General features: G+C 54.2%; 12 protein-coding genes. 9 read left to right on the plus strand and 3 right to left on the minus strand.

Annotation, left to right across the window (positions count from 1 at the left end):
- The first annotated feature begins 2 nt into the window (after nucleotides 1-2).
- From KIH26_RS04555 to KIH26_RS04570, 4 genes are all read left to right on the plus strand, one after another.
- Complete coding sequence (locus tag KIH26_RS04555) at nucleotides 3-1,097, plus strand: branched-chain amino acid ABC transporter permease (protein ID WP_213442898.1); 1,095 nt, start codon at nucleotides 3-5, stop codon at nucleotides 1,095-1,097.
- An 11-nt stretch (nucleotides 1,098-1,108) separates the two neighbouring features.
- Entirely contained in the window at nucleotides 1,109-1,876 is a 768-nt protein-coding gene (locus KIH26_RS04560) for an ABC transporter ATP-binding protein (protein WP_213442900.1), read from the plus strand.
- Between the two features lie 16 nt (nucleotides 1,877-1,892).
- Nucleotides 1,893-2,621 (plus strand): ABC transporter ATP-binding protein, encoded by a 729-nt coding sequence (locus tag KIH26_RS04565; RefSeq protein ID WP_213442902.1) that lies wholly within the window; start codon nucleotides 1,893-1,895, stop codon nucleotides 2,619-2,621.
- 236 nt (nucleotides 2,622-2,857) lie between these two features.
- Nucleotides 2,858-4,702, plus strand: coding sequence for a sensor domain-containing diguanylate cyclase (locus KIH26_RS04570; protein ID WP_213442909.1), 1,845 nt, complete (start codon nucleotides 2,858-2,860; stop codon nucleotides 4,700-4,702).
- A gap of 49 nt (nucleotides 4,703-4,751) precedes the next feature.
- Here the strand turns inward: KIH26_RS04570 and KIH26_RS04575 are convergent, their stop codons facing one another.
- Complete coding sequence (locus tag KIH26_RS04575; protein WP_213444669.1) at nucleotides 4,752-5,657, minus strand: histone deacetylase family protein; 906 nt, start codon at nucleotides 5,655-5,657, stop codon at nucleotides 4,752-4,754.
- 78 nt (nucleotides 5,658-5,735) lie between these two features.
- On the opposite strand from KIH26_RS04575, the gene KIH26_RS04580 reads away from it, so the two are divergent.
- The 4 genes from KIH26_RS04580 (at nucleotide 5,736) to mltB (ending at nucleotide 10,831) form a co-directional block, all read left to right on the plus strand.
- Nucleotides 5,736-6,665 carry an AAA family ATPase gene (locus KIH26_RS04580; RefSeq protein ID WP_213442911.1) on the plus strand — a complete coding sequence of 310 codons (930 nt, stop codon included), beginning with the start codon at nucleotides 5,736-5,738 and terminating at the stop codon, nucleotides 6,663-6,665.
- 10 nt (nucleotides 6,666-6,675) lie between these two features.
- On the plus strand, nucleotides 6,676-7,665 hold the full coding sequence (locus KIH26_RS04585) for a DUF58 domain-containing protein (protein WP_249660950.1): 990 nt from the start codon (nucleotides 6,676-6,678) through the stop codon (nucleotides 7,663-7,665).
- Entirely contained in the window at nucleotides 7,659-9,704 is a 2,046-nt protein-coding gene (locus KIH26_RS04590; RefSeq protein WP_213442915.1) for a transglutaminase TgpA family protein, read from the plus strand. Before KIH26_RS04585 ends, KIH26_RS04590 begins: the two co-directional genes overlap by 7 nt.
- Before the next feature lie 86 nt (nucleotides 9,705-9,790).
- The gene (mltB, locus tag KIH26_RS04595; RefSeq protein WP_249660951.1) at nucleotides 9,791-10,831 is read left to right on the plus strand and encodes a lytic murein transglycosylase B; all 1,041 of its coding nucleotides are present in this window, start codon (nucleotides 9,791-9,793) and stop codon (nucleotides 10,829-10,831) included.
- Nucleotides 10,832-10,870: 39 nt separating this feature from the next.
- On the opposite strand, the gene KIH26_RS04600 is transcribed toward mltB, so the two are convergent.
- A complete protein-coding gene (locus KIH26_RS04600; RefSeq protein WP_213442917.1) occupies nucleotides 10,871-11,278 on the minus strand; it encodes a GlcG/HbpS family heme-binding protein in 408 nt (135 codons plus the stop codon).
- 184 nt (nucleotides 11,279-11,462) lie between these two features.
- Between KIH26_RS04600 and KIH26_RS04605 the strand changes: the two genes are divergently transcribed.
- On the plus strand, nucleotides 11,463-12,149 hold the full coding sequence (locus tag KIH26_RS04605; RefSeq protein WP_213442918.1) for a Bax inhibitor-1/YccA family protein: 687 nt from the start codon (nucleotides 11,463-11,465) through the stop codon (nucleotides 12,147-12,149).
- A gap of 69 nt (nucleotides 12,150-12,218) precedes the next feature.
- Here the strand turns inward: KIH26_RS04605 and KIH26_RS04610 are convergent, their stop codons facing one another.
- On the minus strand, nucleotides 12,219-12,599 hold the full coding sequence (locus KIH26_RS04610) for a hypothetical protein (RefSeq protein ID WP_213442920.1): 381 nt from the start codon (nucleotides 12,597-12,599) through the stop codon (nucleotides 12,219-12,221).
- Nucleotides 12,600-12,641: the final 42 nt, after the last annotated feature.

A 12,641-nucleotide genomic window follows, 5' to 3' on the forward strand; every position in this document is an offset into this window, starting at 1 on the left:
TCATGCTGAAATTTGACTTCAAAAACAAAACGCAACTTGCCGTGATGGCGATCTTCTTGCTGCTCTTGCCCATCTTGCTGCAAGGTGCAGGCAACTTCTGGGTACGCGTCGCCGACATGGCTTTGCTTTATGTGCTGCTCGCGCTCGGCCTCAACATTGTGGTGGGCTACGCAGGCCTGCTGGATCTCGGATTCGTGGCCTTCTTTGCCATCGGTGCCTATATGTATGGCCTGATGTCTTCGCCACATCTGTTTGAAACCTTCGCTTGGATCAAAGCTGCCTTCCCCAATGGCCTTCACACGCCGATCTGGTTGATTGTGCCGATGGCGGCAGTGTTAGCAGGATTATTCGGCGTTCTTCTGGGCGCACCCACATTGAAACTTCGCGGCGATTACTTGGCCATCGTTACCTTGGGTTTCGGCGAGATCATCCGTGTGTTCATGAACAACTTGGATCACCCCGTCAACATCACCAATGGCCCTAAAGGCTTGACCGGCATTGACCCGATGAATATCTTCGGCTTCAGCTTCGGCAAAGGACTGGAAATTTTTGGATTCAAACTTGGCCCCTTGGTGTTGTATTACTACCTCTTTATGATTTTGGTGATCATCAGCATCGTGCTCTGCCATCGCTTGCAGGTCTCGCGCGTGGGTCGCGCTTGGATGGCGATTCGTGAAGACGAAATCGCAGCCAAAGCCATGGGCATCAACACCCGTAACTTGAAACTGCTCGCCTTCGGTATGGGCGCCACATTCGGCGGCGTGAGCGGCTCCATGTTTGCAGCCTTTCAAGGCTTTATTTCGCCTGAATCCTTCTCATTGATGGAGTCTGTGATGATTGTGGCGATGGTGGTGCTGGGCGGCCTGGGGCATTTGCCCGGTGTGGTGCTCGGCGCTTTGCTGCTGGCGGCTTTGCCAGAAGTGCTGCGATTCGTCTCAGGGGCGCTTGATTTGCAAGCCGTCACAGGCGGGCGGATTGATGCTTCCATCTTGCGCCAATTGCTGATTGCACTGGCCATGATCATCATCATGCTGATGCGTCCAAAAGGCTTGTGGCCTTCGCCAGATCATGGCAAGTCGCTAGAAACATCTAAGTGAAGGAGAACACCATGAGCGATACCGTTCTCAAAGTCAGCAACGTCTCCAAGCGCTTCGGCGGCTTGCAAGCCCTCTCCGATGTGGGCATTGAAATCAAACGTGGCCAAGTCTATGGCTTGATCGGCCCCAACGGCGCAGGCAAAACCACATTCTTCAACGTGATCACGGGCCTCTATACGCCCGACAGCGGCAGCTTCGAGCTGGCTGGCAAGCCCTACACGCCCACTGCCGTGCATGATGTCGCCAAGGCAGGCATTGCCCGTACCTTCCAAAACATTCGCCTCTTCGCAGAGATGACCGCTTTGGAAAACGTGATGGTCGGCCGCCATGTACGCACCAACTCTGGCGTGATCGGCGCGATGCTGCGCACGGCCAGTTTCAAAGCTGAAGAGGCCGCGATTGCCAAGCGCGCGCAAGAGCTGCTGGATTATGTGGGTATCGGCAAGTTTGCTGATTACAAAGCCCGCACACTCTCCTATGGCGATCAGCGCCGTTTGGAGATTGCACGCGCATTGGCGACTGATCCACAGCTCATCGCTTTGGATGAGCCAGCAGCAGGCATGAATGCCACAGAGAAAGTCACCCTGCGCGCCTTGATCGACAAAATCCGCAAAGACAACCGCACCATCTTGCTCATCGAGCACGATGTCAAGCTCGTGATGGGCTTGTGTGACCGCGTCACTGTGCTCGATTACGGCAAGCAAATCGCCGAAGGCGTGCCTGCCGATGTGCAGAAGAATGAAAAAGTGATCGAGGCTTACCTCGGCACTGACCACTGAGATGGGAGAAACAACCATGACGACCAGCAACAAACCCATCCTGCTCAAAATCTCCGGCCTCAAGGTCGCTTATGGCGGCATTCAGGCCGTCAAAGGCGTTGATCTCGAAGTGCGCGAAGGCGAGCTCGTTACTCTGATCGGCTCCAACGGCGCAGGCAAAACCACCACCATGAAAGCCATCACCGGCGGCTTGAAGCCCAATGAAGGCACGGTTGAATACCTGGGCAAAAACATCGCCGGCCAAGGAGCTTGGGATTTGGTCAAGCAAGGCCTGGCCATGGTGCCTGAAGGCCGTGGCGTCTTCGCCCGCATGACGATCACTGAAAACCTGCAAATGGGAGCCTACACCCGCACGGATAAAGCAGAAATCGCCGCAGGCATTGAGCGTGCCTTTGCCACTTTTCCCCGTCTGAAAGAGCGCAAAGACCAACTCGCCGGCACGATGAGCGGCGGCGAGCAGCAAATGCTGGCCATGGCACGCGCGCTGATGAGCCAGCCTAAAGTGCTGCTGCTGGATGAGCCTTCCATGGGCTTGTCTCCCATCATGGTGGCGAAGATTTTCGAAGTGGTGAAAGAAGTGTCGGCCCAAGGCGTGACGGTGTTGCTCGTGGAGCAAAACGCCAAGCTCGCCTTGCAGGCCGCAGACCGTGGCTATGTGATGGATTCTGGTCTGATCACCATGAGCGGCGATGCTAAACAGATGCTCAACGATCCGAAAGTGCGTGCTGCCTACTTGGGTGAGTAAAACGAGTGCGGCATGTAGGCAACAGTGCTTTGTCGCAGGTGTGAACTATAAGACGGCCTAGCGCTTTTTTCAGAATCTCATCTAAATGAGATAGTTTTAGGCTATGCTGCATTTCTTGAATATATTTGGGTGCTATCAGTGCCTGTTTTGTTATAGAAATGCACCAGATCGCTGTACATCAGAGGCAACAAGTCATATTGCGCATAGTTTTTCTAGCGCTTTGGCTTGTCTTTGGCATGCAGCAAGCGCAGGCTCAAACCGCGCCCGCAAATCCGTCTGCTCCAAGCTATAAGCTGCCCAGTCTGTTTGTAGGCCAGGCACAGCTTGATTTGGAAGTCCCGCTTGGCGTGTTGAGCATGCCTTCAGACAAAGCACCGAATGTCGCGGAATTCTTGCAAAGCCCATTGGCTGATCAATTCAAGCCTTGGTATCTAGGGATGACTCTGCCAACATCTTCCAGCTCGGATGTTTGGCTTCGCTTGCAATTACCCCAGCAAAATCCGCCACAAAGTTGGATGCTTCGTATCCCGCGCCTCACGCTAGAGAAAGCCACTTTTTATCAGCGCTCTACGGCGAATCCTGGCCAATGGCTCAAGCAAGTTGCTGGCACAGATGTCCCGAATATGACCTGGCCGATTCGTGCGCGTGATCCAATTTTCGAGGTTACGACGCGCAGTGATCAAACACAGGTGTTGTTCATCCACATCGAAAACACCAGCGCGGTCACGGAAAATATTCAATTGATCCGTAGCAGTGATTTCGGCAACGGCGCAAACTACGCAGGAACACTCAATGGCTTGATTATTGGCATCTTCACCATGCTCACGCTCATCGGCTTGGTGAGCTGGCGATTGAACCAAAACTCACACTTTGCTTGGTTTGCGCTTTTTAGTTTCAGCGTGATGCTTGCTCAGCTGACTGTCTCTGGATACATGATTATGCGGATCTGGCCAAACTCAGTGTACTTGGCCAGAATCATGGGATGGGTTTTGCCGTTCCTGTCTCTTGCGGCGATGACGCGCTTTGTCATGTCTGTGAGTTACTCGCGTGATTTGTCTAGACCGATTTATTACATGCAATGGGCTTTGATTGGCTTTTGCGGCCTGATGAGTTTGGGCTTCATGCTTGAGCCTGCCCAAACTTTGCGTACGATTCTCAACCCGATTTTTGCAACTGGCATGTTGGTGCTGATGGGGACCTTGGCTTGGATCGCGTGGCGCTCACAACATTGGTTGTGGATGATCTTTGCCAGCTTGGTGCCAGTTGTTATTTCTGTGTTGGCACGTTTGGCTTACAACCAAGGCTGGGTTGCGCATATGGAATTGGCGCTGCTCGGTGGTGTGATCGCCGCCACATTGGGGCTCATTCTGGCGTACGCTGCACTGGTGGCAAATCAGCGTCAACGCTTGTCCATTGCGCAGCGTGATGATGCATTAGAAACCACGGATGCCACGACGGGTTTGTTTAACGAGCGCATCGCACTTGCACGCTTCCCGCAGATCATTTTGCGCAGCAAACGTTTTGGTAATTCCTGTGGAGCTATCTTGGTGAGTTGGATCGGCCATGAAGCAGTCATGACCGAAGTCAACTCCTTGGAGCGAGGGCGTATCCTCTCGCACTTGGGTGGTCGTCTCAACCGTTTGGCGCGTGACATCGATACCGTGGCGCGCTTTAGTGACGATCAGTTTCTGTTTTTGGTCGAAGCGCCCGTTTCTCATGAACAGCTCAGCGCGCTAGCCAGTAAGATCCTAACGACCTGCATGCGCCCCTCTAAAGTCATGCCCGAGCAGAAAGGCTTTGACTTGCATATTGCCGTATGGCTTTCGTCGGAGACGCCAGCAGATGCGGACGGCGCATTAGAACTACTGAAAACGCGAATCAATCAGATGCGAGATGGTACGCAGCGCCGTGTGCAATTCATCAGCTCATCACTGAGTACACGCCCGGTACAAGATGCAAGTGATCCAGAGCATGGACAGCGATTAGTCCAGAAGATCAATGAACTTGAGAAAACACATGGTTTGCCCACGATCGATTTGAAAAGCAGAATGGTGAAACAGAATCCTGCGGATGCTAGCTAGCTCTATCCGCAAGTTGTCTTCAAATAAATCATCAGCAGCTTTTGAAGCGCTAGAGCCCAGCCAACACCTTCACATGCGTATGCACGCTCCGAGCTAGAGCGTTGAGGTTGTAGCCACCTTCCAAGCAGCTCACAATGCGGCCCTTGGCATGTCTCTTGGCCACGGCGACGATACGTTCGGTCATCCACTCGTAATCTGCCTCTACCAAGCCCATTTGCCCCAAATCATCATCACGGTGCGCATCAAAGCCAGCACTGATGAAAATCATTTCAGGGCGAAACTCTTCAAGCTTGGGCAGAAGGTATTGCTCAAACAACTCTCGCACTGCCATGCCACGCGTGTAGGCAGGCACAGGCAAGTTCAGCATGTTGCTGGCTTTGGACTGCTCCCCGCTGTAGGGATAAAACGGATGTTGAAATATACCTACCATCAGACAGCGTGGATCGCTGCTTAAGATGTCTTCTGTGCCATTACCATGGTGCACATCGAAATCCACCACAGCGACACGCTTCAATCCATGCCGCTCCAGCGCATGCTTCGCAGCGATAGCGATGTTGTTAAATAAGCAAAACCCCATGGCCTTGCTGTGCATGGCGTGATGACCTGGGGGGCGAATTGAGCAAAAAGCGTTATCTAACCTCTTGTCGATCACAGCATCCGTCGCTGCAACTGCAGCCCCAGCAGCTCGCAGCGCCGCATCCCAACTGTGGGCGTTCATCGCTGTGTCGGGATCGATGTAGAAATGACTGGGGCCGCCTGCCATCTCTTCAGCTTCTATACGATCTCGCAAGCCCTGCACAGCAGCCACATGCATTCGACTGTGAGCCAATTCAAGATCGGCGCTGGAGGCCAGTGGAACTTCTGGTTGCTCTAGAACATCAAGCAAACCTGTGGCCAGCAAATGATCGGCAATCGCATCCAGCCGTTCTGGGCATTCGGGATGGCCTTCGCCCATTTCGTGCAGGCGACAATCGGCATGAGAAAAATAACCAGTGCTCAAGCTGACCACCGTAAATTAAGGTATCGTTTCAAGATGGATTCCAACAAAACCAACGACATTCTTGCCCGTCTTTTGGCACAGCTTAACACGGTCATTGTGGGCAAAAAATCACAGGTGAGCGATTGCGTGGCCTGCTTATTGGCTGGCGGGCATTTGCTGATTGAAGATGTCCCTGGTGTAGGCAAGACGACGCTGGCGCATGCTTTGTCTCGCAGCTTCGGCCTGAAATTTTCCCGTGTGCAGTTCACTGCCGATTTGATGCCCAGTGATTTAACCGGCGTATCGATTTATGAGCGCGGCAAGGAGGCGTTCGTCTTTCACCCCGGCCCGGTATTTGCGCAAGTTTTGCTGGCCGATGAAATCAACCGCGCTAGCCCAAAGACACAATCCTCGCTACTGGAAGCCATGGAAGAAAAGCAGGTGACAGTTGAGGGCGAAACGCGCCCTTTACCGCAACCTTTCTTTGTGATCGCTACGCAAAATCCGCATGATCAACTCGGCACGTATGCACTGCCTGAGAGCCAGCTTGATCGCTTTTTGATGCGTATCAGCTTGGGCTATCCTGATCGCGCCTCTGAGCGCCAGCTTTTGGCAGGCGCTGATAAGAGAGATGTGGTGGAGCAGCTACCAGCTGTTCTGTCAGCAGATGATTTGAAAGCCCTGCAGGCAGCTGTGCTACGGGTGCAGGCGGCTGAGCCACTTTTAAATTATGTCCAAGATTTGATCGCTGCTACCCGAAGCGGTCAGTGGTTTTTGCAAGGTCTCTCACCGCGTGCCGGCATTGCGTTGTTGCGAGCGGCCAAGGCGCAGGCGCTGCTGGCCGGGCGAGATTATGTGGCCCCCGACGATGTGCAGGCCATTCTGCCGCAAACCATTTCGCACCGTTTGATTCCGGTGGCTGATGCCGGCAGAGGATCGGTAGAGCAGGTCAGAGCGATGATGGCTGCGGTAGCCTTACCTTGAGGTGCACAGGTTGATAGGCACCATCCGTCAACGATTTCGGCAGTGGTGGCAATCGCGCATACCACTGACCGATACTTGGACGCTCACACAGCGCAACGTCTATATCTTGCCTACACGAGCTGGCTGGATGCTGGCTATTACCTTGCTTGTGTTGCTGGTCGCCTCGATCAACTATCAGCTCAATCTGGGCTATCTCTTGACCTTCATGCTCGCTGGCGCAGCTGTGATCGGTATGCATGTGACGCATGGCAATCTGCGCGGAGTTACTATGAATTTGATAGCTGGCCGCGCAGATTCTACGCCGGGTAACGGCTCAATTGGTCAAATATTTGCGGGTTCTACAGCGAATATTGAAGTGCGCCTCTCGCACACACGCAAGAGTCAACGCCCCAGCTTGGGCCTTGCTTTACTGGACGATGCGCACTCACCTCACTGGGCATGGGCGGATATTCCTGCGCAAGGCTCTAGCACGGTCAATGTGGCTTTCAAAGCCGAGCGGCGCGGCCTGCATCGTGTGCCTGTGTTGCAAGCCGAGACACGCTATCCCTTAGGCACATTTCGCGTATGGACAGTATGGCGGCCTAAATCGGAGGTGCTGGTCTACCCCGCGCCTGAGCCGCATGCACCTGCCTTGCCGTCTGGCGAGCCACGCTCGGGTGGTGCGGGTGCTGCGCGTGTGCAACAAAGCGGGGAGTTCGATGGCGTGCGCGCCTATCGCCGGGGAGATCCTTTGAAGCTGGTGGTATGGAAAAAAGCCGCCAAATCCGATGAGCTCGTCAGCCGCGACACACAGCAATCACAGCGCTATGAGCTTTGGCTCGATTACGCTGCTTGCGCTACCACTGAGCATGAAGCCAAGCTCAGCCGTCTCACGGCTTGGGTGATCGCTGCAGACAAACTCGGTTCTGATTACGGCCTGCGTATCCCCGGCCGAGAGATCAAGCCAGCAAGTGGCGAAGCGCACAAACGCGCTTGTCTTGAGGCCTTGGCGCTATGTTAAGTCTCATAGACAAGCTGCGCCATTTGCCGCGCGATGCGAGAGATACGCTGTTTTTGCTCGGTGTGATCGCCTGGGTGATCTTGCCGCAAACTGAGCATTTGCCGCTGTGGTGTTCTGCGCTCGCTGCCATCGTTTTGGTCTGGCGCGGCCGCTTGGCTTGGCTGGGTATGCCACTGCCATCTAAGTGGTGGTTGATCGGCTTACTCGCACTCACCATTGGTGCAACACTCATCACGCACCGCACTTTGCTGGGCCGCGATGCTGGCGTCACGATGATCGTGGTGCTGCTCAGTTTGAAAACACTGGAGCTTCGAGCAAAGCGAGATGCCTTCGTTGTGTTCTTTCTGGGCTTCTTCACGATGCTCACCAATTTCTTTTTCTCCCAAAGCCTGCTGGTGGCTGCGGCCATGATGATCGCATTGATGGGCCTGCTCACTGCGTTGGTCAATGCACATCGCTTGGTGGGTCAACCACCGTTGACAGAATCGCTCAAAACGGCTGGTTTCATGGTTTTGCTCGGCGCGCCCATCATGGCACTTTTGTTTGTCCTCTTTCCTCGGCTTGCGCCGCTATGGGGTGTACCTGGCGATGCCATGTCAGGGCGTAGCGGTCTGTCGGGGCAGATGGAGGTCGGCGCGATTGCGAAACTCGCCCTAGACGACTCCATTGCGTTTCGCGTGAAATGGAATTTGGCCACTGGCCAGCAAATCCCACCCGCTGCAGAACAGTATTTTCGCGGTCCTGTGCTTTCAAGCTTTGATGGTCGCAACTGGCGGCCAAACACCTCACAGCTTTCGCGCCGCTTTGCTGTACCCGCAGGCCTCAAAACCAGTGGCGAAGTGCTCAATTACGAAGTAACGATGGAGCCCACTCAGAGGCCTTGGCTCTTCGTACTGGAAGCGGCTACCGCCGCACCGCAAATTCCAGGCTTGGATGTGGTGATGACCAATGAATTGCAGTGGATCATCAATCGTCCTGTTAGCGATTTGCTGCGTTACAAAGCCAGTAGCAGCACGCGCTTTACCCATGGCCCTGAGCGCCAAGTGATTGGCCTCCAAGATTTCGTGGAGCTTCCCGCCGGTTTCAATCCACGTACTTTGCAACTCGCCGCGGATATCCGCCGCGATCCGCGCTTTGCGCAGGCCAACGCTAGCCTGCTTGTTCCCGAGGTGTTGCGCCGCCTGCGAGAAGGCGGCTACACCTATACGCTCGAGCCCGGCGTGTTTGGCCAACACACGGCGGATGAGTTTTGGTTTGATCGGAAAGAAGGCTTTTGCGAACACATCGCTTCAAGCTTTGTGATTTTGATGCGCGCCATGGATATTCCGGCGCGAATCGTGACTGGCTATCAAGGGGGAGAGGTCAATCCCGTCGATAACTTCTGGACTGTGCGCCAACGCGATGCGCATGCTTGGGCAGAAGTCTGGCAGCCCGGCGAAGGCTGGGTACGCGTCGATCCCACCGGCGCTGTATCGCCGGGGCGTATTGGTGCTTTTGAGCGTCTGGCCGTGCCACAGGGGGCCGTAGGCGCAGCCCTAGGTGCAGTCATGCCTGAAGGAATGATCACGCAAATTCGCGCCGCTTGGGAGGCACTCAACAACTCTTGGAATCAATGGGTGCTCAACTATTCCCAGGCCAAGCAGCTGGATCTGCTCAAGAGCCTTGGCTTTCAAAGCCCGAGCTGGGAAGATTTGGGCAAAGTGCTTGCTGGCATCGTCACACTCGCAGGCCTGATCGGCGCAATTTTTACTTATTGGGAGCGTCATCACCAAGACCCGTGGCTGCGCCAACTAGGTAAAGCACGTAAGTTGCTGGCTAAAGCGGGCTTGCCCTCCGAAGCCAGCACGCCGCCACGGAGTCTGGCCTTGCAGGCCATTACGAAATTTGGTGAAGAGGCGCGTCCGCTGCATGATTGGCTGCTGCAATTCGACGCCATGCGTTATCGCCCACAGCAAAGTGAGCCCAGCCGTACCAAGCAAAGCTTGGCTACACTAAGCGCAAGCTTTTCTCGCCTTAAACCTTTGCAAGCTCTTTCTTGATGCCGATTCCTCTCTCTTTACCGCACCGAATGTATTTACAGCGCAAGAAAATTGCTATTTTTCTAATAGCAATCTGCGCAGTATCTATGCCGGCAATTGCTCAAAATAGCTCTAAAAATACCACAAAAAACCAAGCGCTCATTCTCAGTGATCGCTATGCCAGCAACGAAGAAGCGATGCGCTTCGCGGATGATGTAGCCGAGCGCCGTAACCTGGACAAAGAATGGGTACGCCAAGCCATCGGCCAAGCCCGCTTTATTCCCACTGTGCAACGCCTGATGCGCCCCATGCAGCCCTCGGCTTCCGGAGTGATCTGGAAAAACTGGCGCGTTTATCGCAGCCGCTTTATTGATAACGTGCGCATTCAAGCCGGTGTGAAATTCTGGCGAGAAAATAGCGCTGCTTTGGAGCGTGCAGAGGCCGAGTTTGGTGTGCCTGCAGAAATCATTGTTGGCATCATCGGTGTCGAAACCATCTATGGCCGAGACATGGGCACATTTCGCGTCATTGATGCGCTTGCTACTTTGGCGTTTGATTTCCCAAAAACGCCCAAACGTGATCGCAGCCCCTTCTTCCGTGATGAGCTAGAGCAGTTCCTATCGCTCACCAACCGCTCCAACGTCGACCCCCTAGAGTTCAGAGGCAGCTACGCAGGCGCCATGGGCTTAGGCCAATTCATGCCCAGCAGCTGGGTGAAATACGCTATTGATTTCGATGGCAATGGCAAAGTCGATTTATTCAACAGCCCCACAGATGCCATCGGCTCCGTTGCTAACTATTTCAAAAGCTTTGGCTGGAAAACAGGCCAGCCTACACATTACCCTGTGAGCTTCGATGCCGTGCGCTTGGACAAAGAAGCTTTGCTAGCGCCTGACATCTTGCCTACGTTTAATATAGATAGCTTCCAAGCGAAGGGCGCAGTACTCAGAGGAGAGGCCCTTAATCACATCGGGCCTCTCGCTCTTATCGAGTTGCAGAACGGCGATCCTGCTCTGTCAGCTGGCAACGCCCAGCAGTATGTCGCCGGTACTGAGAACTTCTATGTCATCACCCGCTACAACTGGAGTAGCTACTACGCCATGAGTGTGATTGATCTCGGCGCAGAGGTAAAAGCAGCGCTTAAATAGCCCAGACACGGCGCAGTCTTAACTGCCGCAATGCATCGATCAAAGCCCTAGGGCTGCAATCCCGGCCTTGGCAATCTGCGCATCTTCGCTTGATTTCACGCCGCTCACGCCAACAGCGCCAATAATTTGACCGTCTTTCACAATCGGCACGCCACCTTCTAGCATGCCCTGGAGCAGGGGGGCGCTTAAGAAGCTGGTGCGGCCTTGGTTGATGATGTCTTCATAGATTTTGCTTTCGCGTCGGCCTAACGCGGCCGTGTGTGCTTTGGCTGGCGCGATGTGCGAGGAAATGGCGGCAACGCCATCCAGGCGCTGCAAGCCCAGCAAATGGCCGCCATCGTCTACCACAGCAATTGTCACAGCCCAGTTGTTGGCCGTGGCTTCTTTTTCCGCCGCAGCGAGAATTGTTTTGACGTCGGCAGCTTCAAGCACAGATTTGGTTTTCATCAAGATTCCTAGATTTAAGTCAACAAAGCAGTAGCTTAACCTCTCCAAGTTTGTTCAATCCGAGAGCAGGAGTTAAAAGAGTCCATACAAAAAATAGGAATGTTGGCTTCTTGAGCAGGTTGTTAGATTTCACCTAGAATCTTCACGCGCTGCATGTTTCACCGCAGTATGACAGGAGTAATTCATGAGTGATCCCATTGTTTTGAATCAAGGTGCTGTTCTCGGTGGCGCAGAGCGCAACCGCGTGCTGCGCAACACTTATTGGCTACTGGCGCTGAGCCTTTTGCCAACTGTACTCGGCGCTTGGCTGGGTGTGGCTACAGGTATTACGCGTGGCTTGACAGGTTTTGTCGGCCTCATCGTCTTCTTGGGTGGTGCTTTCGGATTCATGTACGCGATCGAGAAAACTAAAAACTCTGCGGCGGGCGTACCCGTATTGCTGGCGTTTACCTTCTTCATGGGCCTGATGCTTTCTCGCTTGCTGGCTATGGTGCTGGGCTTTAAAAACGGCAGTGAGCTCATCATGACGGCGTTTGCTGGTACGGCAGGTATCTTCTTCGTGATGGCATCTCTGGCCAGCGTGATTAAGCGTGATCTCTCTGGCATGGGGAAATGGCTGATTGTTGGAGCGCTGGCTGTGATGGTGGGCGGTATCATCAATGTATTTGTAGGCTCGACCATTGGCATGGCCGTGATCAGTGTCATGTGCATCGGCATTTTCTCTGCCTACATGCTCTATGACCTCAAGCAAATCATCGATGGCGGTGAAACCAACTACATCAGCGCAACCTTGGCGCTGTACATGGATATCTTCAATGTGTTCCAAAGCTTGCTGGCTTTGCTTGGCATCTTCGGTGGAGACCGTGAATGATCTGAACTGCGTTCAGGCATAAAAAAAGCGCCCGAGGGCGCTTTTTTTGTGAGAAAACAATCGTGAAGATTATTTCTTTGGCTCAGCAGCCTTCTTGGCAGCATCAGCGGCAGCGCCAGCAGCAGCTTTAGCAGCGTCTGCAGCACCAGCGCCAGCAGCAGCAGCGCCTTTGGCCGCATCAGCAGCAGCACCGGCAGCAGCGCCAGCAGCAGCGCCAGCAGCAGCTTTAGCAGCATCGGTGGCTGCACCGACAGCGGCGCCAGCAGCAGAAGCGGCACCCGCAGCAGCGGATGCAGCGCCAGCGGCAGCTTCAGCCACTGGGGCGGGAGCTGGAGCAGGTGCTGGAGCGGCAACTGGAGCTGGAGCAGGAGCAGCAGCTTCAGGCTTCTTGCCGCAAGCGGCCAATGCAACAGCAGCCATCAACGAGGCCAAAACGAGGGTCTTTTTCATTGGATAGTCCTTTTATGGATAGAGAAAACAATTTCCGGAAAT

The organism is Variovorax sp. PCZ-1 (genome assembly GCF_018413605.1).
Classification (GTDB): domain Bacteria; phylum Pseudomonadota; class Gammaproteobacteria; order Burkholderiales; family Burkholderiaceae_C; genus JANMDU01.

What these genes read in the sequence shown, in the direction of transcription:
- KIH26_RS04600 (WP_213442917.1), bottom strand. Translation starts at nt 11,278, where the DNA reads ATGAAAACCAAATCTGTGCTTGAAGCTGCCGACGTCAAAACAATTCTC.
- KIH26_RS04565 (WP_213442902.1), top strand. Translation starts at nt 1,893, where the DNA reads ATGACGACCAGCAACAAACCCATCCTGCTCAAAATCTCCGGCCTCAAG.
- KIH26_RS04575 (WP_213444669.1), bottom strand. Translation starts at nt 5,657, where the DNA reads ATGGGCGAAGGCCATCCCGAATGCCCAGAACGGCTGGATGCGATTGCC.
- KIH26_RS04610 (WP_213442920.1), bottom strand. Translation starts at nt 12,599, where the DNA reads ATGAAAAAGACCCTCGTTTTGGCCTCGTTGATGGCTGCTGTTGCATTG.
- KIH26_RS04590 (WP_213442915.1), top strand. Translation starts at nt 7,659, where the DNA reads ATGTTAAGTCTCATAGACAAGCTGCGCCATTTGCCGCGCGATGCGAGA.
- KIH26_RS04560 (WP_213442900.1), top strand. Translation starts at nt 1,109, where the DNA reads ATGAGCGATACCGTTCTCAAAGTCAGCAACGTCTCCAAGCGCTTCGGC.
- KIH26_RS04605 (WP_213442918.1), top strand. Translation starts at nt 11,463, where the DNA reads ATGAGTGATCCCATTGTTTTGAATCAAGGTGCTGTTCTCGGTGGCGCA.
- KIH26_RS04555 (WP_213442898.1), top strand. Translation starts at nt 3, where the DNA reads ATGCTGAAATTTGACTTCAAAAACAAAACGCAACTTGCCGTGATGGCG.
- mltB (WP_249660951.1), top strand. Translation starts at nt 9,791, where the DNA reads ATGCCGGCAATTGCTCAAAATAGCTCTAAAAATACCACAAAAAACCAA.
- KIH26_RS04570 (WP_213442909.1), top strand. Translation starts at nt 2,858, where the DNA reads ATGCAGCAAGCGCAGGCTCAAACCGCGCCCGCAAATCCGTCTGCTCCA.
- KIH26_RS04580 (WP_213442911.1), top strand. Translation starts at nt 5,736, where the DNA reads ATGGATTCCAACAAAACCAACGACATTCTTGCCCGTCTTTTGGCACAG.